Origin of the sequence: Vibrio navarrensis (genome assembly GCF_015767675.1) — a bacterium.
Lineage (GTDB): Bacteria > Pseudomonadota > Gammaproteobacteria > Enterobacterales > Vibrionaceae > Vibrio.
This window is the reverse complement of sequence record NZ_CP065218.1, coordinates 426472-451206: the sequence shown is the minus strand read 5'-3', so window position 1 is coordinate 451206 and position 24735 is coordinate 426472. Positions and strand designations below refer to the sequence as shown.

Here is a 24735-nt window from a genome sequence, read left to right as displayed (position 1 = left end):
AGCGTTTTAGGACGAAATATGGACGTTATTCTCTACAGTGCGAAAGGCTCCAACAGTTCGGAGCGAGTGGAATGGGTGCTTAATTACAAGCAAATCGCCTATCGGCGGATAGAAGTGAGCAGCGAAGCGCTCACTGGCAGCTATCTCAATATCAACCCTTTTGGCTACGTGCCCGCATTGTCGGTGGATGGCGAGATCTTTTCAGAGTCCATGGCCATTATTGAGTACCTTGAAGAAAGTGGCGACCATTGGCCTTTGCTCGGGCAAACGCGCAGCGAAAGAGCCCATGTCCGACGGGTATGTGAGTACGTTAATTCCAGTATTCATTCACCGCAAAACAGAACCGTGCTGACGTTTTGGCGTCCTGAGCTGGGCGAGAGAGAAAAGCGGGTCTTGCGTGGTCAGTGGATTATGCGTTGCCTTGATACATTGCGTGCGACTCTGTGTTGTGATTCAGGCTATGCCGTTGGTCATCATTTCTCGCTGGCGGACATTTTTGTCGCGTCAATCTACAAAAAAGCGCGGCAACATGGTTGTGTTGAGGACGAGTTTTACCGCAATCATCTGCTGCACTTAAGAGCAGATAAGAAGATCGCGGAGTCAGAGCCACACCCTTAGGCGCTACTTCCTATAACCAAGCGTTAAGAGTGCACGGCATTTGCGACACGATTGAGCATCGAACGCAGACTACCCAAAGCGATCACCTACAAATATCAACGCTTATCGGCGCAATGAATCACGGTCAGTAATAGCTTGGTTTGATAATTTACTTGGATTAAGTTCACAAATTTGATGTGATTCATCTCAGTGTAATTTTTATCTCAAGCCTAATTTCAAATACTTATCGTCAGATTTTCTTTCCCAAAAGAAGCGTGTTTATTCTTTTTTATTGTTTTAAAACAGTTGGATAGGATCGTTTCGTCGAGGCGGTCTCATTTCTTTATGACTCTAGGAAGGATGAAAGTTGGCCACTTGGCCGATTTCTACGCCCTGGGTTTCCTCCCGTTTGTACATTCCCTAGGTGGATGGCGAATAGCCAGTTCGCTCTATAATTTTCTTCAGGCGCACCGAAGCGATATGGCGATACGCTGCTTCGCAAGGTGTAACGTGAAAGGAGAGTGAAAATGGCTTGCTTAAACAACGAGCAAAAACGAAAAGGCAACGTGATTTTGCACGCTTTCGACTGGCGCTATGATGAGATTGGCGCTCAAGCAGAAAAGATCAATCAAATGGGCTATGCCTCGGTGCTGGTATCACCACCGCTGCGTAGCGCCAAATCCGCAAAATGGTGGCAACGGTATCAGCCACAAGATTATCGTGTTATCGACAACTTTCTCGGCAACACACAAGATTTCCGCAGCATGGTTCAAGCTCTTGAGACGGTTGGCGTTCGCGTTTACGCCGATGTCGTTTTTAACCACATGGCCAACGAAGCCAAGCAACGCAGCGACTTGAACTATCCGGCCAAATCTGTGCTGGAAGAGTACATCAGCAACCCCGAGTACTTTGAAAAGCAACGCTTGTTTGGCGATCTTTCTGAGCCGCTATTCACCGAGAATGATTTTGTTGAAGCGTTCGGTATCAAAGATTGGAAAGATAAATGGCAGGTGCAAAACGGGCGGATTTCGGGTGGTCCAAGCGATCCGGGTCTGCCGACATTGCGCGTGCATGAGCATGTGATTGAGCAGCAGCGTAACTACCTGCGCGCGTTGAAAAAACTTGGTGTGAAAGGTTTTCGCATTGATGCGGCCAAGCACATGACCTTGGAGCACATCAAACAAGTTTGGACGGATGAGATTACTGAAGGGATGCATATCTTTGGTGAGATCATTACCGATGGTGGGGCGACTCAGGAAGAGTATGAGCTTTTCTTGCAACCCTATTTGCAAGAAACCCGCTTGGGGGCGTACGATTTTCCGCTCTTTAGCACTCTATTTAAGGCTTTCTCAGAAAAGGGCAGTTTCAAAAGCCTGATCGATCCATATTGTTTTGGGCAAGCGCTCTCTAAACGCAGGGCGATTACCTTTGTGGTTACCCACGATATTCCCAATAACGATGTGTTTGCCAGTTTGGTGATGGATGAGACATCCGAATGGCTCGCTTATGCTTATATTCTTAGCCGTGATGGCGGTAGCCCGCTGGTTTATACCGATCTCGACACCAGTGGAATGAAAAATGCGTCAGGAGAACCGCGCTGGCTTAAAGCGTGGCGCGATCCCAAAATGGCGAAGATGATTGCATTTCACAACCGATTCCATGGTGAAGAAATGGAGGTGTTGGAGGGCAATGACGACATGCTACTGTTCCGACGTGGTAAAGAAGGCTTTGTGGTGATCAATAAGTCGACTCGCAAACAGTCGGTTTCTATCCCTAGCAGCACGTCTTTAACGGATGTGCTGACTGGAAAACGTTACAGTTCAAGTAAAGGTCGAGTTGATTTCACCATTGACGCGAAAACCAGCTTGATGATGTGGTAGGAAAACGGCGAAGCTTAAGCTTCGCCGTCTTTTATGGTTAGTAAATGCGTTAAACGATGAATTTGTTCAAGATTGCGTCTTGTTCACGGACGTTTTCTACCTGAACTTGCATCGCAATGTTAGCGCTCTCTGCCAACTCAGATACCTGTACGGAGAGATCTTTGATCTTCACCGTGTTGTTGTTGATCTCTTCGGCAACTAAGCTTTGCTCTTCAGCGGCTGAAGCAATTTGAATATTCATATCACTAATTTGCTGAATGGCACCACGAATGCGTTCAAGTGCGCTGTTGGCTTCTTGTGCCCTTGCAACGGCGTTGATCGCTGTGTCCTTACTTTGGTTCATGGCGCTTGCAACCGAGTTCGCGCTGCTTTGCAGCTTCTCAATCATGCTGCGGATTTCGGTGGTTGATTCTTGAGTACGCTGCGCTAGCGTGCGCACTTCATCTGCAACCACAGCAAACCCACGTCCAGATTCGCCCGCACGTGCCGCTTCAATCGCCGCGTTTAGAGCCAGCAAATTGGTTTGATCGGCGATGTCATTGATCACTTTTAGAATGGTTTCGATGTTCGACGTGGCCGATTCGAGCACTTGTACCTCTGTGACCGCTTCGTCAATGCGAGTTGAGAGCTCATCAATCGCTTGAGTCGTGTCGTTGACAATGGCGGTGCCATCGACAGTGGCGTCATCGGCATCTTTCGCTGCAGAAGCCGCACCTTGGGCGTTAGAGGCAACGTCGGAAGCGGTTGTCGCCATCTCATGCATCGCGGTGGCAAGTTGTTCCAGCTCACGTAACTGCTCTTGCATCGCTGCCGCAGACTCTTGAAGACCCACAGAGGTGTTTTCTGACCCATGCAGGATTTCAGCACCAATCGCTTTAGACTGCTTAATGAGCTGCTGCAAATTGCCCGTAAAGGCATTAAAACCACTGGCCAGTTTCGAGAATTCTTGGTCTGTATTGGTATCTAGGCGCTGAGTTAAGTCTCCATCGCCAGAGGCAACATCCTGAATCGCCGTGTTGAGATCATCAAGTGGACGCATCAAAGAGCGGATCAGCACCAGCAGAATCGCGATACTGATAATCAGCGCAATCAAGGTATAGATGATGGAGCTGTTACGTAACTGGCTTATCGATTGGTAAGCAATACTCTCATCGAGTACCACGCCTACATACCAGTCTTCCCCAGGAACGGCAGAAAAATCAAGAGTATAAGAAGTACCATTCAACTCGACTTTCTGCGGTTTGTCGGTAATTTGCACGTTTGGCATGTATTCCGACATCGGTTTGCCGTTTTTCTTTGTCTCTGGGTGAGCGATGGTGGTGCCATCTTTTGCCACGATGAAGACGTAACCCGCATCAAACAGTTTTACTTGGTTTACTAATTCGGCCAACCCCGCCAAACTTACATCGTAGAAGATTGCGCCAATAAACTTGCCGTTATCGCGCACAGGCGTCGCGATGGAGACAAGAATTTCATTCGTTGCCGAGTCAGCATACGGGGCAGTAATAATCAGTTTTCCGGCATTCTTCGCATCTTTATACCAAGGGCGAACTCGAGGATCCCAAGTCGGCCCCGGGTTCCAGTTCGGATCGTTATTAATATTCGAGCCGTCTTTTTCGAAGCCCAAGCCAGCGAGTAGGAAGGTATTTTTAACCACTGGGCGAGTAATGACGTCTGAGATATGTTTAGGTGAGAGGTCGGTTTCCATCATACTGGTTGAGTAGGCGGCGATGGCTTTTCTGCCGTTTATTTCAGCTGCGACGGTATTTCGGACCCCATCGACAATTTCAGTGACACTGGCTTCTACTTGTTTGGTCAGTTCGTCCTGAACAGTAAAATATTGCTTTGCCGTTAGCAAAGAAACAGTAACGAGCAGCAGTAGCGAAGAGGCTGCAACAATTTTATGGCTAAATTTCATCCTGTGTCCCTCAGTTTGGTTAAGTAACCAACTACTTATAATTTTATAGTTAAGAAAGTACCGTTCATCCAGTTATTTATTTAGTAATATCTAATTTATAAAGTATTTTTTGTCCGAAAAAAAAGCGAAGGAGAATCCTTCGCTTTTTCTATGATGATTAGACAGTAAAACGGTTGAGAATATCGTCTAATTTACGCACGTTGTCCGTCTGAACTTGCATCGATTGGTTGGCATTTCTCGCTTCACCTGCTACCTGTGTAGAGAGATCTTTGATGTTGACGGTGTTGCTGTTGATCTCTTCTGCGACCAAACTTTGTTGCTCAGCAGCGGAGGCAATTTGCATATTCATATCGGTGATTCGTTGAATCGCATCACGGATACGTTGCAGAGAGTTACGCGCCAAGTTGGCTTTTTCCACCGCGTCAACTGCACTGTTTTTACTCTCTTTCATCGCACCAGCCACAGAAGACGCGCCCGATTGAAGTTGCTCGATCATGTTGCGAATTTCAGTCGTAGACTGTTGAGTCCTTTGCGCCAAGGTACGCACTTCATCGGCAACCACGGCAAAGCCACGGCCGGATTCACCCGCGCGGGCTGCTTCAATCGCCGCGTTAAGCGCTAGCAAGTTGGTTTGGTCGGCAATGTCGTTGATGACTTTCAAAATGGTTTCGATATTGGCAGTTGCGGACTCCAATCCGTGCACCTCTTCAACTGCCATATCAATACGTTGCGACAGCAGGTTGATGGAATCGGTTGACTGATTGACCACGTTGGCTCCTTGCTGTGTGGCATCATCGGCTTCTTGCGCTGCGGCCGCTGCGCCTTGAGCATTGTTAGCTACTTCGGTTGCGGTTACGGCCATCTCATTCATCGCGGTAGCCAGTTGTTCAAGCTCTTGCAATTGCTCACTCATTGCTTCGGCAGAACCTCGAGCACCGCTTGCCGTCAGCTCCGTACCGTGGCGAATTTCTACACCGATCTCTTTCGACTCAATGATTTGCTTTTGCAGATTGGCGGTAAACGTATTGAAGCCTGCCGCAAGCTGTGAAAACTCTTGATCGGTATTGGTATCAAGGCGATGAGTCAGATCTCCGTTACCAGAAGCCATATCTTGAATTGCCGCGTTTAATGCATCCAGTGGGCGCATTAAGAAGCGGATCAGCATGGTAAGCGCGGTCAAGCTGAGGATTAAGGCAATCACAGCATAAATCATGGAGTTGTTGCGCAGAGAGTTGACTGCTGAGAAAGCGATATCTTGGTCTACAATCGCACCGATATACCAGTTTTCACTTGGGATCTTGCTAAATTCAACCAGATAACGAGTACCGTTGAGCTCAAACTCTTGCGAGCCTTCTTTGAGCTGCACTTGCGGTAAATAGCTCGACAGCTTCTCACCGTTATTTTTTGCTTCTGGGTGAGCAATGGTGGTGCCATCGGAGGCGACGAGGAACAAATAACCCGCGTCAAACAGGTTAACTTGGTTGACCAGATTGGCCAAGTTAGTCAGTTTCATGTCATAGAACATGGCAGCGACGAAACGGCCATTCTCTTTCACAGGAGTACCAACCGAAATGATCACGGTTTTGCTGGAAACATCAATATAAGGTGCGGTGACGATCAACTGGTTTTTGTTTTTGGCATCAATATACCAAGGGCGTTTACGAGGATCGTAATCCGGGCCAGCATCCCAGCCGTCATCGTTTTCAACCACGGAGCCATCTTTCTCGTAGCCGAAACCCACCGCAAGGAAACTGGATTTCAGTTTTGGTTTCTCAAGAATGGTTTTGACATAGGTTTTGTCGGATGGCGAAATCTCAATCACTTCGGTGGTGGATTGAGCCAGCATCTTACGCGCTTCCATCTCCGATATTACGGTATTGCGTACACTGCTTATCATCTCATCTAGGCTTTTAGTTACGTGTTCTTCAATGGTGCTGCGAACAGTGTAAATTTGCTTAAGTGACAGCAAGGATATAGTCACTAACAACAGCGCAGAAGAGGCTGCTACAACTTTATGACTGAATTTCATATAAATCCCCTAACTTAATTCCAGCAAGCTTTGTAATTTTTTATTAATTGTAGAAGTATTATCGGCATTTGCGCCGTATACCTAAGTACAATTTGTTACTTTTTTCCAAGCTAGGCAAATATTTGTAGATGTCGGTCCTGTTTTTGTGACTTTGATAGGCTTCTCTTGCATCCGATTGAATATTAAGTGGATTGATAGCTAAGTGGACGTCACAAAGATGAGAAGTCTCAACGTCTCAAATACAAGAAAGCCTCGTATTCAACGAGGCTTTGCATGCAGTGATATGTGCTTAGAAAATCAAATGCGCCACGCCAGCAATAATTGGCAGAGTGATGAGTGTGCGCAGAATGAAAATCACGAACAGCTCAACAATATTGACTGGGATTTTGCTGCCGAGCAGTAGCGCGCCAACTTCAGACATGTAAATCAGTTGAGTGACCGACATGGCTGCGATGATAAAGCGAGTCATCTCGTTATCAATAGACGCCGCCAAAATGGCCGGGATGAACATATCGGCAAAACCAACAACAATGGTCTCAGATGCGGCAACGGCTTCTGGTACACCCAATAGCTCAAGGAATGGGATGAACGGCTGGCCAAGAATAGAAAACACAGGAGTGTATTCAGCGATGATCAACGCCATGGTGCCTAATCCCATCACGACGGGTAGTACACCAAACACCATATCCACTGCGTTACGGATGCCTTCAGCAACCACAGATTTTACCGACGTCACTTTGCCAGCGCGATCCAGAGCCAGTTCCATGCCCCAGCTAAATGCGGTATGACCCGCTGGCACCGCGTTGGCGTCAGCGTGTGGTTCACTGCCATCGATGTAGCGATCCTTCTTCATGCTCAGTGGCGGTAAGCGAGGAATGATGATGGCGGCAACAATACCCGCAAGACAGATAGCGCCGTAGAATGGCAGAAACAGGTGCTCCAGTTTCACTTGGGCAATCACGACCAAACTGAAGGTGATGGACACTGCAGAAAAAGTGGTGCCTACGACTGCCGCTTCGCGTTGCGTGTAGAACTTACTTTCGTACTGCTTGCTGGTGAGCAAAATTCCCACGCTGCCATCGCCAAGCCAAGAAGCCATACAGTCAATAGCGCTGCGGCCAGGCAAGTTAAATACAGGACGCATCACCTTGCTCAGCAGCGCGCCAAACAGTTCCAGCAAACCGAAGTTAAGCAGCAGTGGCAGTAGCATGCCCGCAAAGATGAACACCGCAAACAGAGTTGGCAGCAGGCTAGTCAGGACTAGGCCACCGGTGTTTTCTTCCCAAATCGCTTTTGGCCCAACTTGGAAAAAAGTCATCACCACGGCCGCACCGCCCAAAAGGCGAACTAATAGCCATAGCGAGCTTGGGTTAAACAGGCCGTTGAGAAACGCGTTTTTGACGATCTTCGCTGGCTGGAAAAGTTTGGTAGCAAGAGAGGCTACAGCCATAAAAGCGATAATTGCTGTCACGAGTGCGACAAGATGATCTCCCAACAAAGCGGGAACCAGCTTGGCTAAAATCGCCACTGGGATGGTTAGTTCACCTTGGTAGCTGATTGGAGCCATAAAAAGAAGTAGGCCAATAAGCGAAGGAATGAAAAATTTCCAAAAGTTGTTTTTTCCAGCCACTTCACCATTGGTCAGCGTGGCAGTATTGGTGTTTTCTGTCATACGTTTCTCATGTTACTACTAGTCAATACTTCCATTTCTGGAGAATAGATATTCACTAAACGTCTGTGTTTAATCACAGAGTGCGCGAGAGTACTCGCAAACGCACCTCGATGCAATACTATTCAACAAAATACCCTAAATATTCAGGCGTAACATCCGATGAGCAATATGAAATCAGAGTATTGTATTGACTATGTGTTAAATGTTAGGAAATTGTATCATTTTGAGTTTGGGGCGCTTCATCTGATGCAAAAATTTGTGATTTCGTCTGCGGGAAGGGGCCAAAAATAGCCGATAACTCTGTCAATTAGCCCTGTTTCGATTGAGGTAAAGGTAGATCCAGTAGGCGAACGCGATGGTAATCGCCAAACTGGCGGGGAAAATTAATGCGTAGAGTTGATAATGAAGGAAGCTAACAGCGCCAACCGAGCCGCCGAGGAGGAAACCGCAGAATATGCATAGGAACAACTTGGCTTTGCGCTTATCAAACTGTTGGCCGCGTAAGCTTTCGCCAATCATGATGCCGAGATCGGTTATCACCCCTGTCATATGCGTGGTGCGCACCACTGCGCCGCTGAAGGTGGTGATCATCGCGTTTTGCAATCCACATGCTGCAGAGGCTAAATATTGGCCGTAAATATGACCATTTACCAAAAATCCGAGTGACATGATTAACAAAAAGCCTTCAATACAGAGTGCCACACCGTAGCGGCGGCCAAGTTTTAATGCGCTGCTCTCGATAAAAAAACCGCTGAAGGTTGAGCCTAATAAAAAGCTGACGATAATCAGCACCAAGTGAAAAGTATCGGTGGTGTCAGTGAGAAAGCTGCTACCGAGCAGCGTCACCGTACCAGAGAGATGTGAAATCGCTTGGTGTTGAAATCCCATCAGACCAATAGCGTTCACGCAGCCAGCCAACAGTGCCAGTAGGAAGGCACCAAATTCAACCCAACGAGGCAATCTAGAAATCACGGTCATCTCTCTCAAGGACTAAGGTAGTGATTATAGCGCTGCGTGCGCCAAGTTAAAGTGGTACGAGCTGTTGGTGGTTGATCCTTCTCAAGTAATTTTGAACTTTTATATCAAAATTTGAGCGGTCAATGATTTCATGCCACAGAAACGAGCCAAAGCATGGATCGCTCTTTTTGAGCGGCGCTTTGTCATCTTGAGCCGCTTTGTCGTCTTGATCATTGTGAGAAAGAGCTTTAAGGTCTGCCTAACTCAAATTTGCCGGTTAGAAAGATGAAAAGACGCCGACTGCCTATTCCATTAATTTTGCTCGTCCCAATCACGATGTTGGCGGTAGTGACTGTGGCTGGCGTTTACCGCTTTAGCCTCAGTGACGATGACATAATGGCAAAGTTTCCCAATCAACCGATAGAACGTGATGCGCTGCTTTACGCTTGGCTTGGGATCTCAACGCCCAATCCCTTGACCCTCAATGTGCCCGAGAGCAAAGCATTTGCCTTTATTGATGAGTATGACAGTGCAAATGGTGTGGCATCAGGTCCGTATGACGCGGGGATGGAGAGAGGTCGCGTCACGCTGTTTACTAAGTTTAAGTTGGATCTCAGTTCGGATGAAGAAACCTGGTTTACTGCGCCATTGATGGTCAGTAATCAGGGAAGCGGCCGTTTTTACTATTTGGGATTGTTTAAATATGACCCGCAGCCGCGACGAGTGATTATGACGGATGCGGTTTTACTTGGCGATCGTATCCAGATTAAAGGGACTCTGTTGGCCGAGAATGGCCGTATTGAAGTGGGATTTTTGCAACATTCGGCGCAACAACCCTATGTAGAACAACCGCTTGACCGAGTGACACGGCAATATGAGCGAGTGACAAATAAACTCAAACAATATAAATAATCATTTTTTAGCGAACTTTTGTGCTAAAAATGGCAATTTCATGGTGATTTCTCAATAAGAAATGCATAAGCTGTGAAGCCTGTTCAGCAGGAGATAGTAAGGCCGTGTCTTCCCAACTAATTAACAGACGTGTTTCTCAACGCAGCAGCGGTAAGAAGTGGATGATGTTCTCTCTACCGCTGGTGGCAATTGTCGGTATTGCCGCGTCATTACCTCAATCCAAACTCACTCGCACGATTGAACTCAATTTACCCGAGACGAGCCAAGTGGTTGAGTCGCTGTTAGCCAATAAGTCAGACGGTTGGATGATTCCTCCCAGTTTTGAATACCAGATAAAAAGCGGTGACAACCTCAGCTCAATTTTTACCCAGCTTGGTTTTGGCTACGCTGAGATGATGAAAGTGATGGAAACCGACTTAAACTATCTGGCGCTTGATACCTTAAAACCCGGTAATACGCTGAGATTCTGGAGAAATGAAGCGACCGGTGAGCTCAATAAAATGGAGCTGGAGTTCAGCATCGCAGATAAAGCGGTTTACGTGCGCAACAGCGACGGCGCTTTTGATTTTGAGCAGGTTAACCTTCCCGGCGAGTGGCGGCAGCAACCGCTGACAGGAACGATTGAAGGCAGTTTTTCTACTTCGGCCAATCGCCTAGGATTGACTAGTACAGAAATTGATCAAGTGGTTTCTTTGTTGAGAGAGAAATTGAATTTTACGCGAGATCTGCGCGTTGGTGATAAATTTGAAGTGGTGCGGCGGATGCAATATATCGATGGCATCGACAGTGGCAAGCGTCAGCTAGAAGCGATCAAAATTTACAACCGTGGGCGTGAAATCAGCGCTTATCTACACACGGATGGCCAGTTTTACGATGCCAAAGGGCAGAGCTTGCAACGAGCCTTCCAGCGTTATCCCGTTGCACGTAATTGGCGTTTGAGCTCGCAGTTTAATCCACGTCGCTTGCATCCTGTCACTGGACGTGTTGCTCCGCATAATGGAACGGACTTTGCCACGCCGATTGGCACCCCCGTGATGTCGACAGGCGATGGAACGGTCATTATGGTGCGCAATCACCCATTTGCCGGTAACTATGTGGTGATTGAACACGGCAGCAAATACAAAACACGCTATTTGCATCTAAGCAAGATCCTTGTGCGTAAAGGACAAAAAGTGTCGCGTGGGCAAAAAATTGGTTTATCTGGTAATACAGGTCGAGTGACCGGGCCGCATCTTCACTATGAACTGTTGGAGCACAATCGCCCGGTTAATGCGATGAAGGCCAATATCCCAATGGCCAGTTCGGTGCCGAGTAAGGAAATGAAATCTTTCTTAGCAACGGTGAAAGAAGTGGATTCTATTTTGCGAGAGCAAACGCCGCAGGCGATATGATCGGATTGCGAGCAAATGATAATAGCAAAGGGGCGTATGCCCCTTTGATCTGTTTGGACAAGCTTTCCGTTTAGGCACTGCGCGCGTTTTGCGCCTTCAATCTGGCGATGATTTCCTGCGGTTTTTGCGGTTTGGAGTAGTAGTAACCTTGAATACGCTCACAGCCCATTTCGACCAGTTTGTTCAATTCATGTTCGTCTTCAACCCCTTCTGCGACCAGATCGACATTCAGTTGGCTAGCCAGTTGAATAATCAACCAAACCACACGCTCGGCAGTTTGGTTGCTGAGCATATTGCGCACGAAACTGGCGTCAATTTTAATGGCATCAATGGGGTAGCTGTAGATGTAATTCAAACTGGAGTAGCCCGTACCGAAGTCATCCAGTGCGATTTGAAAGCCTTTTTGTCTTAGTGCATCGAGTAAAAGCTGCTCTTTGCCAGATTGAGTTAGCAAAACTGTCTCAGTTAACTCGATGACAAAATCTTTTGGATGGTGGTGATATTTGCGCATCATGGCATCGAGAAAAGCCAGATAGCGTTGGTCGTTGACCAGCTCATAGGCTGAGCAGTTAACACCGAGTTTGATTCGATAACCTAGCTCATTTTCCAGCCACACTTTACTCTGGCACGCCAGCTCGATAATGCGTTCGCTTAGTTGAGTGATTAAGCCAGATTGCTCTGCCGCGTCGATAAACTCAACAGGTGATACGGCACCATACTCAGCGCTGTTCCAGCGAGCGAGCACTTCAAAATAGTCCCAGCGTTTGTTATTGATGTTAACAATGGGTTGAATCACGACATAAAACTCCTGGCTATTTTCTACAGGCAAGGAGAGCTGTTCGCGAATGGCTTCAATCAATTGTGACTTACGGTGGTAGTGCGCACTGAGATGCGTGTCGTAACAGCGTATCCGTTCTTGAGGATGTTTCTTACACTCTTTCATCGCCAAGGTGGCGTTGAGGATCAGCTCGTCGCCGCTCACGACTCGTTTGTTTGCTGCTTTTGCGATGCCTATGCTGACATCAAAACTGACATGGTTGCATTTATCTTGATACCCGGGTGAGAGGTTGTCCAAAATTTGCTGGCAGACCTCTTCCGGCTGTGCTGCGAACGTAATAAGAGCAAATTCATCACCAGAAATTCGATAGGCTAATCTCGGCGGTGGCAGCACTTGACGAATCGCATTCGCAGTAAATTTAAGGATCTGGTCGCCGATGTAGTTACCGTGAATATCATTGATCAGCTTGAAGTTATCAATGTCTAAGTAGACCAAAGAAAACGGGATCTCGGTCTGCTCGGTTAGCGTCTCCAAGGTATCACTCAAACTACTGCGATTTTCCAATCCGGTGAGATTGTCATGAGAGACCTCATAACTGAGCTGATTGACCAACTGATCAGAGCGTGCCGTTAGCCACTGTTCACGTAGGCTTTGTGCTGCCAGTTTGGCATACACTTGATGGTGCTTAATCAGGTTAACCGTTTCCTGCGGTGGGGAATCATACACGGAAATCAACATGCCCATAATGTCACCATTGGGTGCGTGAAGTGGAATGCCAACAAAGGTTTTGATTCCCATCGCTGTGAGCGTCGCAGAATGAGGGGCAGAGCAGTAACAACTCGCGTGGCTAAGACAATACTCAGTGATGGCCAGTGCGACTCTCTCTAACGATTCAGGCGTAGGGTGAGCAAGATCGGAATCCGAGTCGCGTTTGGTGCAAGACTTAATACTGGTGTGACCGCTATGCAAATCAACCTGCAAGATGCAAGTTGAGTAAGCAGCAAACTTTCTTTGCAGTTCTAAAGTAACTTGGTGCAGTAACTCATTCCCATCGAGGGACAAAGCCTGGATGAGCGTATCGAGTTCAATGCAAGCTTCCAAGGTTGAACTTTTCATCTGACGTTATCTCTGCCTGAATAGTTTTCACGAGTTGTGATTGGTGCACAGATTTGCAAAATCATTACTTTATGCATCGTGTTAAATATTGTACAGGTCTGCAAAGTTTGCAACGTTGATTGTCTGCCTAGCCGCTAAGCCACTGTTTTCCCATCAGGTAAAAATACACTTCAACTGGATCTTTCTTGTTCCAACCGTTCTTTTAGATAGTCGATAAACAGCTTCGTTCGTGTGTGCTGGAAGTCGAGTTTTGGATAGTAAGCATAGACAGTTGATTCGTCGGCGGTGATTTCAGGCAAAACCCGCACCAGTGTGCCTTGTTTTAACTCATCTTTGATCATCACGTTATTGCTCAATAAAATGCCCATGCCTCGCTTGGCACCATGAAAAAGCGCTTCTGGGTTGGTGGTAGAGAAATTGCCAGAGAGAGTCAGACGTTTTCCTTTGTTGATTTTCACTTCTCGGCTCGGCTTCTCCCCCCAGATGAGTACGTTATGTTGCAACAAATCGTCTGCACAGGTCGGAGTGCCATGTTTGGCTAGATAGGCAGGGGCGGCGTAAAATGTTGCCTTGTGCTCAAATAGGGGTGTGGCAATAAAGCTGAGCGAGTTTAACTGTTCCAACTCACGGCTGATAAACAGATCCAAACTCAGCTCCGGCAACTGGCCGGGTAACGTGGTAAAAAGCTGAATTTTGATGTCTGGATATTTCTCAAGAAAATCATCAAGATAATGAACCAGAAACTTAGAACCTACCGATAAGGTCGCGCCAATTTTCAACAGACCTGCTGGGCTTTGGTTGACGGAACGTGTTTCGTCTAACACCGATTGCCAGCTTTCCATTTGCACTTTAGCACGTTGATAGAACAGTGCGCCGGCTTCGGTCTGACTGATCGAACGCGTGGTGCGCTTTAACAGTTGTACGCCAATTTTATCTTCTAGCCATTGAATGCGTTTGCTGATCGCCGAACTGGTGGTGTTCTGCTTTCGCGCCGCAGCGTTAAAACTGCCTTCCTCCACCACTTTGATGTAACTCTGTACGCTTTGGATCCAATCCATTATTCATTCTCTCTAGGAATTAATTTCTTTCCAGTTTCCTAGATTATCATCAAATCATAAGCAATATACACTGCGACGATAGTTTGAGGGAGAAAGAAGTAAAGTGCAAAATCGGCTGCGTAAAACACCACTACTTTTGGCGATGATGATTATTGCAACTGGGCAGGTTGGAGTGGCTATCTACATGCCTTCGCTGCCGATGATCAGTGCTGAACTCAGCTTGGCGCAAGCCAGTGTGCAGCAATTGGTGACGCTGTTTTTACTCGGTTTTGGCTTCTCGCAACTCTTCTACGGGCCGCTCTCGGACGCGATTGGTCGTCGCCCGGTGTTCATTGTGGGTCAAGGGGTATATCTCTTGGGCACCTTAGTCTGTATCGCTTTTTCCTCCAGTATGGAGGCGTTGGAATTTGGGCGCCTACTGCAAGGATTGGGGGCGGGCAGTGCATCGGTGCTGGGGCGCTCTGTGTTGCGTGACAGCTACGAAGGGGATCAACTGACTAAAGCGCTGTCGTACATTTCGGTAACCGCATCAATTATGCCGATCATCGCCCCTGTGTTTGGTGGTTGGATAGCCTTTCATATTAGTTGGCAAGCGGTGTTTGTGTTTGTGCTATGTTACCTGCTGGCAATCTTTACGCTGGGTTATTTTGTCTTACCGGAAACTTTGCCGTATGCGAAAACGCGTTTTCGTCCGCTGAGCCTGGTTGCGATCTATCGTGAGCTACTGACCAGCCCACAAGTTTTGGGCAGTGCAAGTTTTAACTGGATGAGTTACTTAGCGAGTTTGGTCAGCTTATCGATTTTCCCCTTTATGATGCAAAATCAACTCGGTTTATCGGCCGCGGATTACGGCAGCTTGATGATCGTTCCCTCCGTCGGGCTTCTTTGTGGCAGTGTTGCGGTGAATATTCTGCTGCGCCGTTTTACTATCCGTAGCGTACTAGGATTCAGTTTTACCCTGATTGTACTGGCTGGGCTTGCACTCATGAGTTTACCGCTGAGTGTGGCGAGCCTTGTGGGCGCTTTCACTCTGATGAGTTTCGCTCAAGGCTTGTCATTTCCGTTGTCGATCAGCTTGCTGCTAGCGCCACACAAACAAAAAGCGGGCGCGGTGTCTGCGCTCTCTGGCTCGGTACAGATGTCGGTTGCCGCGTTGTTGGGCGGATTTTTGGTGGAACACTGCATTGCCACACAAACACAGCTTGGGCTGTTCTATCTGATGGTGGCAAGTGGTTGCTTTGCGGTGCTGCTTTTTAATCGCCGCATTATTGTTGCTCGCGAAGTACAACAAGTGTGAGCTTGATTCTACCGAGCGGCATTACTACAATGCGCGCAAATCTTCACAAGGGCATATTGATGCAACAGAACGAATTTGAACAACTGGTGAAAGCGCTTTGCCAGCAAGAAAACCTACCAAAAGCGCTGGAATTGCTAAAAGCGTCGGACGATGAAGAAATTTCGCAGGCAGCGCAATCCCTCACGGGGCAATTTGTTTTGGCCGAAGTAGAGGGTGAGCGACGTATCTATCACGTTTCTTACCAAGAAAATGAAGCGGGAGAAGAAACCGAGTACCTAGAACACATCATGAACGAAGGTGAGCACTTGGTGAAATTTGCGGCTTGGTTCTTTGACAGCATGTTTGAAGTGAAAGCGAAGGATACTTACCAAGCGGTAGGCAAAACATACCAGCAGCCCAAACGCAGCTAACCTCCTTTTCCTTTGCGTAAAACGCCGCCGTGTTGTTCACTGCGGCGTTTTTTGTTGATAACTGCAACGCTGCTCTCTTTTTCTCATTTCGATAAGATCTTTTTATCATCTCATGAAATAAAATTACGAAATAAATGTGATCTAACGCTTGTTATTAGCTGAATATGAAGTAAAATTACAACATAAATGAGAGAAAAGAAAACTGAGGAGAAGCAAAATGGGTAACGAACTAGGTGGCGCGTACATTGGTCAAATGATGGCAAAACAAGCGATGCACAACGCTTTGTACGGAAAAAGCACCAAGAAGAAAGCCTCTTTGATCAGCCGTATGTTCAAAAAAATGGCAAAATAAGATCATTCATTTGTAATAAATTTTCAAAAAAACCTGGCTTTAGCCAGGTTTTTTATTTTCGCTCAGTTAGGCTCTTAGTGAGCCGTTTGATGACTCATATCCACCACATTGTCTGGCAACGAGGTTAAACCACGTTGCTCTAGCCAGAGTTGCAGTTGATCGCAGCCACCGACGTAACTGCCTTCCAGCCATATTTGCGGGACGGTCACAGGCGTTTTCTCTCCGATGATGGCTTTTACTTCAGGTATCATGCGATACAGGGCCGCACTCTCTTTGACCACATCGTGATAGCGGTATTTTATGCCTGCATCATCAAGCAGTTTCTTGGCTTTAACGCAGTAAGGGCAGGTTGCTTTGCCGTAGACGATGTTGCCTTTGAGTGTATCGCGTTTGGACCATTCGGCGATGACTGACTGAACCAATACGCCACGGTTGAGCGCCTCTCCCTGACTGACTACTTTGCCTTCAACCACGAGAATCGGTGCGTGCCAAGCACCCAGTTTTAGCGGTTCCCACCAGTGAGAAAGCCAATCCTTGACCTCCAGCTCAACGGGGACGTCTGCCAGTTCGTTGGCAAAGGTGTCAGTGAGAATGTCTTTGGTTAAGGTGCACTCGCCACAAGGGATATTGACTTTAAAAGGGCCCCAACTTCCAGCCCATTTATACAAAGTGATGATGATCGGTTTACTCACGAGCGTTTCCTTAATTTGGCTATTCGCCTTAATCAGTTTCTTGTGGATAAGAACGAGTTTGTCTGCCTTTTCTTTCAGCCTAGTAGAAATTATCGCTTTGCTTACTTTCGGTTTTCTTAGTAGCGATTTCTCACCGTCTGCTTTTCTTACTTTCCCAATGAGTGATGAAAGCGACGGAAGCGATAATGATCGCCGCACCGACCCAAAGTCTGCCCGGTGGAACCCAGCCGAAAACCAGCCAGCCGGCCAAGACATTGAGCGGCAGTTTCGCGTGGTCGAAAGGTTGCACAAAGGAGGCATCAGCGCTGTCATACGCCTTGACCACCGCCCACTGTGCCAGTGCGGTCATACAGCCTGCGGCAAAAAGTACCAGCCAGATGGTTGTGTTGCTTGGCAGGGTAAAATCGGGCAAGGCGAGCAAAATGTTAAACGGGGTGATCAACAGCAGTAAGTAGACCAGCATGGTGGAAGGCGGATCATTCACCGAGAGCTTTTTCACCATTAGCGAATAACATGCCCAGAAGAAGGCCGCGCCGACAGGCAGTAAGGTCGCCCAACTGAAATCATCTGTCCATGGTTCAAGAATGATCATTGCACCGACAAATCCCATTAACGTGGCGGCCCAGCGAGCGAGGCCAACTTTTTCTTTGAGAAACAAGCCTGAGCCAATAGTGGCAAACAGAGGTGATGTCATCAAAAGCGCAATGCCTTGCCAAATCGGCACCGGATAGGCGAGTGCCCACAGCCACAATTGGATACCAATCACCGAGAGAAAAACACGCAGGGCATGCCAACCGAAGTGCGAGGTTCGCAGCGAACGGCGGATACCGAGGGTTCTGAGATACGGTAGAATAACAAGCAGCGCGATGCCGTATTGCAGCAGAGCGACGGTGGTGGACGGAATGGCAAAATGGATACTGGCAATTTGCGCAAGGCTGTTAACCAGAGCAAAAGCGAGCCCGGCGGTTAACATCCAACTCGCGCCTCGAATGGGGTGATGTTGAGATTGCATAGACAATTGACGTTGGTAAAAGTTTGAGAATCATACGTTTTCTCGCTGAGTAAGCCAATGTTTCCCTACAAAATGCGAGATAAAAAAAGCCCCCAGTGAAGGGGGCAAATGCCGATTTAAAGGACGTTACCTCTGATTAAGAGGTTAAGAACGAGAAGCACAAACGCTGCCATGCATTTGTACTTTACTAAGAGCATGATGCGTGCCAGATTATAAGTTGTTGATATTTATAGGGAGAGCCATTTTGATATGCCGTTAATTGCACCAAGATCATGCTCAACTATCCCCTTTGGTGCACAGCGAGGGCAAGTTGTTATCCACCAATTGACGCCATCGTTGCTCGAAAATAAAAAAAGCCGGTGACTGGACCGGCTTAAAGACTCTAAGTGTTAAGGACAATTAGAAATCGTAGCGTACACCCAAGCGAAGCGTGTCTTCACCTTCTTTTAATTTGCCTGTCGTCGTGTCTTTTACTTCATCCATTTGGTTCATGTAGTAAGACGCGTAAGTGCGGAAGTTGCTGTTTAGCTTGTAGTAACCAGCCAACTCAATACCTTTAGTTGCGTCAGATTTCGTGCCGTTGTTGTCTTCTTCCGCGAAGGTGTAGAGCAGTGCGAGACTAAAGGGTTTGCTGATTTTATACTGCGCGACAAGCTCGTAGGCAGTGAATTCTTTTTTCGCTTTATCATCGATATCACCGGTTGAGTAAGTGGCACCGAGGTACAGTTTATCGAGCGTGTAACCCGCACCCGCTAGGATTTGATTTTCGCTACCAGCGCCTTTGCCGAGGTCACCAGATGAGTAAGCCAAGCCTAAGTCTAGGCCCATTGGCAGTGAGTAAAGGCCACTGACACCCATCAAATCGGTGCTGTCTGTGCTTTTCGCTGAGTAAGTCGCTTGGATTTGCAGTGCATCAAAAGCACCACGGTAAGCGAAAGTGCTGTCTGTTTTGTCTGATGATGAATCGATGTACTGCTGTACACCAGAGAATTCAGTCATGTCTGTTAGGTCTGAAACAATCACTGCTGCCATGTTTTGACGGCCGACGGAAAACGAACCTGCGTCAGATTTCACGCCTGCATACATGTAACGGTTGTCAAAGGTACTTTTGCCAGTACCTTGCTCAGCTTCATAGAAACCAAAAGCTTCTAGGCCGTTGCCTAAATCGGTGCTGCCTTTAAGGTTGAGACGAGCGCGAGTGCTGTCTTTCATCGTACCGTCGATTTCAGCGCCTTTACTGCCGATGAAGTCACCACGGAATTCAACGCGGCCACCAATCTTTAGTTCGGTTCCTTCGTTGCTGTATACTGTCGCAGCAAATGAAGAACCTGTTACCACTGCTGAAAGAATTGCTGTTGCTAGAGCTGCCTTTTTCATTACCTGTTACCTTATTTTTAATCAATGGGCTTACTTGCCCGTTTTGTTTATGTGGCTAAGGTACGGGTTGAAAATGAACAATCGATGGCTGATTGATGACAATTCGGTTGTGAATATATTTCAAATCTATGAATTGATTGGTTTTTATACGGGACACTGAGCAAAAGAAGAAAAAGAGGCTTGCAGAAGTAAAGCGGTGATTCACCGAAGAAGATGCGGCCAGCAGAAATGCTGGCCGATTTAGTTAAAGTGGCTGATTGTTAACGATCACTTTCACATCAATGTTACCACGCACGGCATTGGAGTATGGGCACACTTGATGAGCAAGGCTAACCAATTGATTGGCCTCTTGTTGAGGTAAGTCAAGTGTAGTGTTCAAAGCCACTGTTAAGGCAAATCCACCGCGATCATTTGGACCAATGCCAACCGTTGCCGTTACCGGAGCGTGTTTCAATGCCACTTTGCCTTCGCGCGCGACGTGTAAGATAGCATTAGAAAAACAGGCGGCATAACCTGCTGCAAAAAGTTGTTCTGGGTTGGTGGCCGTTCCGTTACCGCCCATCTCTTTTGGATAGCTTAAGTTCAGTTCCAGTAGCTTGTCGTCGGTACTGACCACGCCATTACGGCCTGCAGAAGCGGTTGCGGTAGTTTGATACAGTGTTGTCATCGTCTTTTCCTTTTGATTGTGTGCAATTTAATTGCTTGCAATCTTATATCGATCCCTGAGTTGTTTGCAAGTATATTGTGCGCAATTTATTTAAAGGATGATTCTATGTCTCAGTCCAACCCCACTTGCCAGAGCGGTGCAGAAGATGCCATTTTGCTGGAAAATCAGATCTGTTTTTCGCTTTACAGCGCTGCGAATGCCGTCATTCGAGCTTACCGTCCGTTACTTGAGAAGCTCGATCTCACCTATTCTCAATACTTGGTGATGTTAGTGCTCTGGCAGCAAAACGGCATCAACGTGAAAGATCTCGGCGCAAAGTTGTATCTCGATTCGGGCACCCTAACGCCGCTACTCAAACGCTTGGAGAGCAAAGGCATCGTAGAGCGGCGTCGCGGTAAGGATGATGAAAGAGTTCGAGAGCTCTACTTGACCGATACGGGGCAGGCTTTGAAACAGCAGGCGTTGTCGATTCCGCTTGAGATGCAATGCAAGTTTGATCTCTCTTTGGACGAATTGCTCACCTTGAAAACGTTGTGTGAGCGAGTTATTGGCCAACTGGGCTAATGGAGAGCCGATCTCATTTTCTTTCATTCTGTGATTGAATTCTGAGCACTTTATCAGTGGCTGGTTTAGAATCCTTTTTTTGAGTTTATTCAGGGAAGAAAAATGCATCCTATCTATTTAGGAAACAAAAAGTTGCAGCCAAGTAAAGTGCTCTGTGTCGGGCGAAATTATCTCGAACACATTAAAGAGTTAGATAACGCGCTGCCTGAACAGATGGTTTTATTTCACAAGCCAGCTACTTCGGTCACTCCCTCCCTGAGTTCATTCCATCAAGAGCCGTTACACTATGAAGCTGAGATCTGTTTTGTGGTGGAAGATGGCCAATATACGGGCGTTGGTATCGGTTTGGATCTCACTAAGCGAGAGATGCAAAGTTATTTGAAAGGGAAAGGGCTGCCGTGGGAGCGGGCGAAAGCGTTCGATGGTTCCGCGGTTATGAGCCGTTTTGTTTCACTTGCCGGATTGGATGTCGGCGATCTCAACCTTGAGCTATTTATCAACTGCGTCCGAGTGCAAAAAGGGCATGTCAATCAGATGCTCTACTCTCCAAAGGCCATCTTGGCCGAACTGAAAGGCTATGTGACATTACAAGATGGCGACATCGTCATGACCGGAACGCCGCAAGGTGTCGGAGTGGTACACAAAGGCGACGTTTTCTTGGGCCGCCTTAAATGTGGTGAGCATACGTTGATCGAAATCGAATGGCTGGCGAGCTAGAACACCAGCAGCTTTAGCAGCAGAAATACCGCCATACTGACGACAGTCGTCAGCAGCACGTTCTTGCTTTTCCAAGCGATGAAGGCCGCCAGCAGCGCGGCTAAAATGTACGGATTTTGCGGCGACAAATGAAGCTCTCCCTCGGGGGAGAAGACAATCGGAGCCCAGATGGCGGTTAAAACCGCTGGGCTGGCGTAGCTCAAAAAGCGCTGCGTACGCTGGCCTAATTTCAAAGGCAGATTGGGTTCGAGAAACAGATAGCGGCTGGCAAACACTAACGCTGTCATGGCTAGAATAGTCAATAAAATCATCGTTTTTTACCTCCAAGCTCTTCGGCTAAATAGCCAGCAGCCATCGCGCCGATACTGGCAATCATCAAAGCGCCTTCGACCTTAAAAAAGTGCAATGCCACCGAAAGCAGCAGGGCCGTTACGACGCTGAGCAAGACCGGCAGATTTTTGATCCCGGGGACGACGATGGCAATAAAGGTGGCGGCGACGGCAAATTCTAAACCCAGTTCATTGAGCTGAGGTAGGAAGCTGCCCGCCAAAATGCCGGCAAAGGTCGCGAGATTCCAAAAGAGATAAAAACTAAGCCCTGCCCCCAGAGCGTACCAGCGATCAAACTGCTTTTCGCTTTGATGCCCAACGAGGGCAAACAGCTCATCGGTTAGCAAGAAACCCAGTGACAAACGCCACCTTAGCGGCAAAGGAGATACCTTGCTGCGCATCGACACGCTGTAGAGAAAGTGGCGAGAGGTGATGAAAAAGGTGGTGAGCAGCATGGTCGTCAGCCCTGCGCCCGCTTTGATCATGCCCATTGCGACCAGTTGCGCCGAGCCGGCGAATAAAATCGCCGACAGGGCTTGTCCTTCAAAAGGATGCAACCCTGAATCAATGGCGAAGGAGCCGGCAAGCAGCCCCCAAGGGAGAACGGCGATACTCAGTGGCATCATGGCAATCGTGCCTTGCCAGAATCGTCTCGCTTGTGAGTCGTGTTGTTGTGAGGTCAAACTGATATCCATAGTGTACTCTTTGCTGTTTTTTCTCACTTTAGCGAGACGTATGGGCAAAGTGTTGTATTTTTTTGCTGAGAGAAGATGCGACGGCTAGCCATTTGCCAAGCGATCCAAATGCTTGACATACTGCCCCGGCGTCACGCCCATGGCTTTTTTAAAATGACGGTGGAAATGGCTTTGGTCATGAAAACCGCACTCTTGCGCCACGTCCAAGATGCGCTGCCCGCCTCTTAATAACCGCTTGGCGAGGCGCAAACGCTGCTGGATCTGATAGGCGTGTGGTGGAAAACCGTAGTTTTTTTGAAACTCCCGCACCAAGTGAAACGGGCTGATGCCACCAAGTTTCGCCAGTTCTTCCAAAGAGACATCGGCTTGTGGGAAATCATCAAGAAACTCTTTAACCAGCGAGAGCTGGCGCTGAGCAGAGGCAGGCGTTCGTAGCGGCTGGCGTACACTGCTGTGTTTGGCAGCCAGTTTGATCAAGGTGCCGTACACCAATGTTTCACGCAGTAACCGATTGTCTGAATTGGCTAAAGTGTCAAACACCAGCCGTAGTTGCATCGCTAATTCAGGATCGTACACAACGGGTTGCGGGAAGTAAGGCTGCGCTAAGTTGGGCGAATTGAGCTCGTCACTCAGTCTGGCAAACTGCTCCGGCACCGGATACATCGCTTTGTACTCCCAGCCCCCTTCGGTAGCAGAATGGCCGTTATGCACTTCATCGGCATTGACCAGAATAATGCTGTCTTGCGGCGCGATGTGGTTTCCACCGGTGCGAAAAAATCGTTGCGCGCCTTTCTCAATCACACCAATGGTGTAGCCTTCGTGGCTGTGTCGAGAAAAATTCTGTTTCTCGTACTTGGCATCGAGCATTTCTAAGCCTCCGAGTTCGGCGGCAATCTGAAAATGGGCGATTTCTTTATTATCATTTTTCATCGTGTGGTGATTCGCAACAGCATCTTCATTCAGTCTACCCGAGTTCGAAACGCCATTTTTGTACAAAATTGCTCTGGATGATATCACTGTGAGCAAATTGGTTTGATTCTCCGACCATCGGATATTTATTAGTCATATAGTTGGCTTTAAATTAAATAATCAGCCGTAAATATGGCTTGCTGGCATGGCTTAAGATAGAATCCGCCGCTTTGTTGACAACGATTCACTAAACAAATGATCGATTTCGCTATATTGCCTGTTTACCTGACGGCGGTCATTGCTCTGCTACTGCTGCCTGGCCCTGATATGTTGTTGATCGCCAGCTCAAGCATGAGTTACGGGAAAAGAGTGGGTCTTTTTGCCAGCTTGGGGAATGCGACCTCTGGCATGATTCTTACTCTGCTTGCGGCGATGGGCGTGTCGGCTTTAATTGCCATGAGTCCACTTGCCTTAAAAGCGCTGCATCTGCTCGGTGGTGCCTATTTACTGAAAATGGGTTGGGATTGCCTCAAGAGCACCCCTGCGCAGGCACCGAAAAACCGCGATAGCAAAGCGATGGCGGCCACTTACTATCAGCGCGCTTTAATGAGTAATTTACTCAATCCGAAAGCGCTCGTTTTCTTTGTGATGTTTTTGCCACAGTTCGTGTCGGCCAACATCAGCGCCAGTACTGGCGAGCAGATGCTGGCTTTGGGGTTGCTGCTCAATTTACTGGGTTTACTGTTCAATCTCGGTTTGGTGGTATTAGCTGGAACGCTGGGTAAGCGCTTGCTAGAAAGCGATGCCTTTCGCCTCTATCAACACAAGCTCATGGGGCTGGTGTTTGTTTTCTTATCTCTTTGGATGTTATCCAATTTCAACTCGTGATAGGGTTTAGCATCATTTCTAAAGCCAGCGACTGCTGGCTTTTTCTTAGCCAGAGGAGCGCGTCACCATGACGATGACAACGGAATTCACTTTTGATCTCCAGCCGGACGATTTTGAAACGATTCGTAGCGGCATTCGTGCCTATAACTTGCAGCATTTACCTTCAGGTGAAGTAACACGAATTGGCTGCTTTGTGCGCGATGAAGAGGGCAAAATGGTCGGCGGTTTGACAGGCAACTTATTTGCTAACACGGTGTTTGTCGAATTTCTCTGGCTGGATGAAAACCATCGCAAGGGCGGTCTTGGCACACAGCTGATGCAACGTTTAGAAGCGGAAGTCAAACCCAAAGGGATAACGGATCTTTATCTCGACACATTCAGTTTTCAAGCTCTGGGTTTTTACCTCAAACTGGGTTTTGAAAAAGTGGGTGAATATCGCGGATTTCCAGCAGAAGGCATTAGTAAGTATTTTCTGCAAAAACGTATTCAACCTGAATACGGGAATGGTTAACACGCCA

The 24735-nt window shown here is 47.6% G+C and carries 24 protein-coding genes; 11 read left to right on the top strand and 13 right to left on the bottom strand.

What is annotated here, in order from left to right:
• Positions 1-18 precede the first annotated feature (18 nt).
• Together I3X05_RS18740 and I3X05_RS18735 are read left to right on the top strand one after the other, a co-directional pair.
• Positions 19-618 (top strand): glutathione S-transferase family protein, encoded by a 600-nt coding sequence (locus I3X05_RS18740; protein WP_337971410.1) that lies wholly within the window; start codon positions 19-21, stop codon positions 616-618.
• A 506-nt stretch (positions 619-1124) separates the two neighbouring features.
• Positions 1125-2477, top strand: coding sequence for an alpha-amylase family glycosyl hydrolase (locus I3X05_RS18735; RefSeq protein WP_045570433.1), 1353 nt, complete (start codon positions 1125-1127; stop codon positions 2475-2477).
• Between the two features lie 49 nt (positions 2478-2526).
• On the opposite strand, the gene I3X05_RS18730 is transcribed toward I3X05_RS18735, so the two are convergent.
• The 4 genes from I3X05_RS18730 to I3X05_RS18715 all read right to left on the bottom strand — a co-directional run bounded on the left by I3X05_RS18730 (position 2527) and on the right by I3X05_RS18715 (position 9068).
• A complete protein-coding gene (locus tag I3X05_RS18730) occupies positions 2527-4395 on the bottom strand; it encodes a methyl-accepting chemotaxis protein (RefSeq protein ID WP_045570432.1) in 1869 nt (622 codons plus the stop codon).
• A gap of 157 nt (positions 4396-4552) precedes the next feature.
• Positions 4553-6424, bottom strand: a complete 1872-nt coding sequence (locus I3X05_RS18725) for a methyl-accepting chemotaxis protein (RefSeq protein WP_045570431.1) — start codon at positions 6422-6424, stop codon at positions 4553-4555.
• A gap of 289 nt (positions 6425-6713) precedes the next feature.
• Complete coding sequence (locus I3X05_RS18720; RefSeq protein WP_045570430.1) at positions 6714-8096, bottom strand: YjiH family protein; 1383 nt, start codon at positions 8094-8096, stop codon at positions 6714-6716.
• A gap of 303 nt (positions 8097-8399) precedes the next feature.
• Positions 8400-9068, bottom strand: a complete 669-nt coding sequence (locus I3X05_RS18715) for a YoaK family protein (RefSeq protein ID WP_045570469.1) — start codon at positions 9066-9068, stop codon at positions 8400-8402.
• A gap of 270 nt (positions 9069-9338) precedes the next feature.
• Here I3X05_RS18715 and I3X05_RS18710 point away from each other — a divergent pair, with 270 nt between their 5' ends.
• Both I3X05_RS18710 and mepM read left to right on the top strand, forming a co-directional pair.
• A complete protein-coding gene (locus I3X05_RS18710) occupies positions 9339-9965 on the top strand; it encodes a hypothetical protein (RefSeq protein WP_045570429.1) in 627 nt (208 codons plus the stop codon).
• 104 nt (positions 9966-10069) lie between these two features.
• Positions 10070-11356, top strand: a complete 1287-nt coding sequence (gene mepM / locus I3X05_RS18705) for a murein DD-endopeptidase MepM (protein ID WP_045570428.1) — start codon at positions 10070-10072, stop codon at positions 11354-11356.
• A 70-nt stretch (positions 11357-11426) separates the two neighbouring features.
• On the opposite strand, the gene I3X05_RS18700 is transcribed toward mepM, so the two are convergent.
• The gene (locus I3X05_RS18700) at positions 11427-13250 is read right to left on the bottom strand and encodes a putative bifunctional diguanylate cyclase/phosphodiesterase (protein WP_337971409.1); all 1824 of its coding nucleotides are present in this window, start codon (positions 13248-13250) and stop codon (positions 11427-11429) included.
• 170 nt (positions 13251-13420) lie between these two features.
• Positions 13421-14308, bottom strand: coding sequence for a LysR family transcriptional regulator (locus I3X05_RS18695; protein ID WP_045570426.1), 888 nt, complete (start codon positions 14306-14308; stop codon positions 13421-13423).
• 142 nt (positions 14309-14450) lie between these two features.
• Here I3X05_RS18695 and I3X05_RS18690 point away from each other — a divergent pair, with 142 nt between their 5' ends.
• The 3 genes from I3X05_RS18690 to I3X05_RS18680 all read left to right on the top strand — a co-directional run bounded on the left by I3X05_RS18690 (position 14451) and on the right by I3X05_RS18680 (position 16367).
• Complete coding sequence (locus tag I3X05_RS18690; RefSeq protein ID WP_193157778.1) at positions 14451-15605, top strand: multidrug effflux MFS transporter; 1155 nt, start codon at positions 14451-14453, stop codon at positions 15603-15605.
• A 59-nt stretch (positions 15606-15664) separates the two neighbouring features.
• Positions 15665-16015, top strand: a complete 351-nt coding sequence (locus tag I3X05_RS18685) for a hypothetical protein (RefSeq protein WP_045570425.1) — start codon at positions 15665-15667, stop codon at positions 16013-16015.
• A 217-nt stretch (positions 16016-16232) separates the two neighbouring features.
• The gene (locus I3X05_RS18680; protein ID WP_264299426.1) at positions 16233-16367 is read left to right on the top strand and encodes a hypothetical protein; all 135 of its coding nucleotides are present in this window, start codon (positions 16233-16235) and stop codon (positions 16365-16367) included.
• A 74-nt stretch (positions 16368-16441) separates the two neighbouring features.
• Here the strand turns inward: I3X05_RS18680 and I3X05_RS18675 are convergent, their stop codons facing one another.
• The 4 genes from I3X05_RS18675 to I3X05_RS18660 form a co-directional block, all read right to left on the bottom strand.
• Entirely contained in the window at positions 16442-17059 is a 618-nt protein-coding gene (locus I3X05_RS18675) for a glutaredoxin domain-containing protein (protein WP_045570424.1), read from the bottom strand.
• Positions 17060-17189: 130 nt separating this feature from the next.
• Positions 17190-18071, bottom strand: coding sequence for a DMT family transporter (locus I3X05_RS18670; protein ID WP_045570423.1), 882 nt, complete (start codon positions 18069-18071; stop codon positions 17190-17192).
• Positions 18072-18470: 399 nt separating this feature from the next.
• Positions 18471-19448 carry a porin gene (locus I3X05_RS18665; protein WP_045570422.1) on the bottom strand — a complete coding sequence of 326 codons (978 nt, stop codon included), beginning with the start codon at positions 19446-19448 and terminating at the stop codon, positions 18471-18473.
• 244 nt (positions 19449-19692) lie between these two features.
• A complete protein-coding gene (locus tag I3X05_RS18660; protein ID WP_045570421.1) occupies positions 19693-20115 on the bottom strand; it encodes an organic hydroperoxide resistance protein in 423 nt (140 codons plus the stop codon).
• A 105-nt stretch (positions 20116-20220) separates the two neighbouring features.
• On the opposite strand from I3X05_RS18660, the gene I3X05_RS18655 reads away from it, so the two are divergent.
• Complete coding sequence (locus I3X05_RS18655; protein WP_045570420.1) at positions 20221-20679, top strand: MarR family winged helix-turn-helix transcriptional regulator; 459 nt, start codon at positions 20221-20223, stop codon at positions 20677-20679.
• 102 nt (positions 20680-20781) lie between these two features.
• A complete protein-coding gene (locus tag I3X05_RS18650; protein WP_045570419.1) occupies positions 20782-21396 on the top strand; it encodes a fumarylacetoacetate hydrolase family protein in 615 nt (204 codons plus the stop codon).
• Here the strand turns inward: I3X05_RS18650 and I3X05_RS18645 are convergent.
• The 3 genes from I3X05_RS18645 to I3X05_RS18635 all read right to left on the bottom strand — a co-directional run bounded on the left by I3X05_RS18645 (position 21393) and on the right by I3X05_RS18635 (position 23350).
• Positions 21393-21707 carry an AzlD domain-containing protein gene (locus tag I3X05_RS18645; RefSeq protein WP_039427885.1) on the bottom strand — a complete coding sequence of 105 codons (315 nt, stop codon included), beginning with the start codon at positions 21705-21707 and terminating at the stop codon, positions 21393-21395. The two genes, I3X05_RS18650 and I3X05_RS18645, sit on opposite strands and share 4 nt — an antisense overlap.
• Positions 21704-22420 (bottom strand): AzlC family ABC transporter permease, encoded by a 717-nt coding sequence (locus tag I3X05_RS18640; RefSeq protein ID WP_045570418.1) that lies wholly within the window; start codon positions 22418-22420, stop codon positions 21704-21706. The genes I3X05_RS18645 and I3X05_RS18640 overlap by 4 nt, the downstream gene beginning before the upstream one ends.
• Positions 22421-22504: 84 nt before the next feature.
• Complete coding sequence (locus I3X05_RS18635) at positions 22505-23350, bottom strand: AraC family transcriptional regulator (RefSeq protein WP_045570417.1); 846 nt, start codon at positions 23348-23350, stop codon at positions 22505-22507.
• 234 nt (positions 23351-23584) lie between these two features.
• On the opposite strand from I3X05_RS18635, the gene I3X05_RS18630 reads away from it, so the two are divergent.
• Together I3X05_RS18630 and I3X05_RS18625 are read left to right on the top strand one after the other, a co-directional pair.
• Positions 23585-24217 carry a LysE family translocator gene (locus tag I3X05_RS18630; RefSeq protein ID WP_045570416.1) on the top strand — a complete coding sequence of 211 codons (633 nt, stop codon included), beginning with the start codon at positions 23585-23587 and terminating at the stop codon, positions 24215-24217.
• A gap of 73 nt (positions 24218-24290) precedes the next feature.
• Positions 24291-24728 carry a GNAT family N-acetyltransferase gene (locus I3X05_RS18625; protein ID WP_413470574.1) on the top strand — a complete coding sequence of 146 codons (438 nt, stop codon included), beginning with the start codon at positions 24291-24293 and terminating at the stop codon, positions 24726-24728.
• The last annotated feature ends 7 nt before the right edge of the window (positions 24729-24735 follow it).

Bases quoted from the DNA above. Each gene is read 5' to 3' on its own strand.
- I3X05_RS18720 (WP_045570430.1), bottom strand. From the start codon at position 8,096: ATGACAGAAAACACCAATACTGCCACGCTGACCAATGGTGAAGTGGCT.
- I3X05_RS18730 (WP_045570432.1), bottom strand. From the start codon at position 4,395: ATGAAATTTAGCCATAAAATTGTTGCAGCCTCTTCGCTACTGCTGCTC.
- I3X05_RS18665 (WP_045570422.1), bottom strand. From the start codon at position 19,448: ATGAAAAAGGCAGCTCTAGCAACAGCAATTCTTTCAGCAGTGGTAACA.
- I3X05_RS18740 (WP_337971410.1), top strand. From the start codon at position 19: ATGGACGTTATTCTCTACAGTGCGAAAGGCTCCAACAGTTCGGAGCGA.
- I3X05_RS18670 (WP_045570423.1), bottom strand. From the start codon at position 18,071: ATGCAATCTCAACATCACCCCATTCGAGGCGCGAGTTGGATGTTAACC.
- I3X05_RS18685 (WP_045570425.1), top strand. From the start codon at position 15,665: ATGCAACAGAACGAATTTGAACAACTGGTGAAAGCGCTTTGCCAGCAA.
- I3X05_RS18655 (WP_045570420.1), top strand. From the start codon at position 20,221: ATGTCTCAGTCCAACCCCACTTGCCAGAGCGGTGCAGAAGATGCCATT.
- I3X05_RS18645 (WP_039427885.1), bottom strand. From the start codon at position 21,707: ATGATTTTATTGACTATTCTAGCCATGACAGCGTTAGTGTTTGCCAGC.
- I3X05_RS18680 (WP_264299426.1), top strand. From the start codon at position 16,233: ATGGGTAACGAACTAGGTGGCGCGTACATTGGTCAAATGATGGCAAAA.
- I3X05_RS18660 (WP_045570421.1), bottom strand. From the start codon at position 20,115: ATGACAACACTGTATCAAACTACCGCAACCGCTTCTGCAGGCCGTAAT.
- I3X05_RS18635 (WP_045570417.1), bottom strand. From the start codon at position 23,350: ATGAAAAATGATAATAAAGAAATCGCCCATTTTCAGATTGCCGCCGAA.
- I3X05_RS18700 (WP_337971409.1), bottom strand. From the start codon at position 13,250: ATGAAAAGTTCAACCTTGGAAGCTTGCATTGAACTCGATACGCTCATC.
- I3X05_RS18735 (WP_045570433.1), top strand. From the start codon at position 1,125: ATGGCTTGCTTAAACAACGAGCAAAAACGAAAAGGCAACGTGATTTTG.
- I3X05_RS18690 (WP_193157778.1), top strand. From the start codon at position 14,451: ATGATGATTATTGCAACTGGGCAGGTTGGAGTGGCTATCTACATGCCT.
- I3X05_RS18710 (WP_045570429.1), top strand. From the start codon at position 9,339: ATGAAAAGACGCCGACTGCCTATTCCATTAATTTTGCTCGTCCCAATC.
- I3X05_RS18630 (WP_045570416.1), top strand. From the start codon at position 23,585: ATGATCGATTTCGCTATATTGCCTGTTTACCTGACGGCGGTCATTGCT.
- I3X05_RS18650 (WP_045570419.1), top strand. From the start codon at position 20,782: ATGCATCCTATCTATTTAGGAAACAAAAAGTTGCAGCCAAGTAAAGTG.
- I3X05_RS18725 (WP_045570431.1), bottom strand. From the start codon at position 6,424: ATGAAATTCAGTCATAAAGTTGTAGCAGCCTCTTCTGCGCTGTTGTTA.
- I3X05_RS18625 (WP_413470574.1), top strand. From the start codon at position 24,291: ATGACAACGGAATTCACTTTTGATCTCCAGCCGGACGATTTTGAAACG.
- I3X05_RS18640 (WP_045570418.1), bottom strand. From the start codon at position 22,420: ATGGATATCAGTTTGACCTCACAACAACACGACTCACAAGCGAGACGA.
- I3X05_RS18695 (WP_045570426.1), bottom strand. From the start codon at position 14,308: ATGGATTGGATCCAAAGCGTACAGAGTTACATCAAAGTGGTGGAGGAA.